Source organism: Spirillospora sp. NPDC049652 (genome assembly GCF_040675125.1).
Taxonomy (GTDB): Bacteria; Actinomycetota; Actinomycetes; order Streptosporangiales; family Streptosporangiaceae; genus Spirillospora.
In genome coordinates, this window is sequence record NZ_JBFAOF010001500.1 from 1 (window position 1) to 1,210 (window position 1,210).

Sequence of the window (1,210 nt, forward strand, 5' to 3'; positions counted from 1 at the left end):
TGGCGTCCGAGCCGTTCGACCACACCTCGACGCTGCGGCTGCTGGAACGGCTGACGGGCGTGCGGGTGCCGAACCTGACGTCGTGGCGGCGCAAGGCGTTCGGCGACCTCACCTCGGCGCTCGGGGTGACGCGCGCGGCGCGTCCGCCGAAGCTGCCGGACACCAAGAAGGAGCTGCGGCGGGCGGTGGACGAGATCGCCCGCCTGCCCGCGCCGCCGCTGCCGGGGGGCACGCAGACGCCGCCGCGCCAGCGGTCCGGGTCCCGGCCCCGGCCGAGGCGCTGAGTCCGCCGGACGACGAGAGGGAGGCAGAGGATGCCGTTCAAATTCGACCGGCGGGCCGGGCTCGTGGCGGGCCTGCTGGTCCTCGCGGGCGCGGCGTGGCCCGCGGCGAGTGCGCTCGGACTGGGCGGCGGCGGGGCGACGCCCCCGCCGCCGCATCCGGCCAACACGCCGGTGAACCCGGACGCCTGGACGCCCGCGCCGCACGCGGACAAGCGGCTGCGGCCCGAGCCGGGCGCCCCGCAGGGGTTCGTGTCGCTGTCGTCGCAGGGCCGGGTCGCGCAGGTGGACGTCGCCACGCACATGATCGTCGCGACGAGGATCCGGACGGACTCGGCGCACGGGGTGGCGGTGACGCCGGACGGCCTGAAGGCGTACGTCGCCGACACCGGGCAGTACGACGTGGCCGCCGTGGACGTCGCGTCCGGCAAGGCCACGAAGATCTTCGTGGGGCCGTACCCGCAGGCGGTGGCGGTCGCGCCCGGCGGGCGCGCGGTGTACGCGGCGGTGACCGGCGGGGACACCGGCGCGGGCGGCGCGGACGAGGTGAAGGTCATCGACACGGGCACCGACCGGGTCACCCGGACGATCAAGGTGGGCACCGCGCCGCGCCAGGTCGCCTTCTCCCCCGACGGCCGCCGCGCGTACGTCTCCTACGCGGGCGGCGTCGGCGTCATCGACACCGGGGCGGGCAAGGTCGTCCGGCGGATCGGGGGCATGGCCGCCGCGCAGGGCGTCGCGGTCACCCCGGACGGCCGCCGGCTGCTGGTCACCGACCCGCGCGGCGGCCGGACGTGGCTGGTGGACGCCGCGTCCGGCAAGGTCACCGCGAAGATCGCCACACCGGACCAGCCGTGGGGCGTCGCGGTGACGCGCGACGGCCGCCGGGCGTACGTGGCGCGGATGAACGCCGACTCGGTCGCGGCGCG

The 1,210-nt window shown here is 77.4% G+C and carries 1 protein-coding gene and 1 pseudogene; both read left to right on the top strand.

Features of this window, described 5'->3' with window-relative positions:
- Positions 1–284, top strand: a pseudogene (locus AB0J52_RS41440) (phospholipase); the annotation flags it as partial.
- Between the two features lie 30 nt (positions 285–314).
- The coding region (locus AB0J52_RS41445) for a YncE family protein (RefSeq protein WP_500188753.1) at positions 315–1,210 on the top strand (896 nt) is incomplete at its 3' end.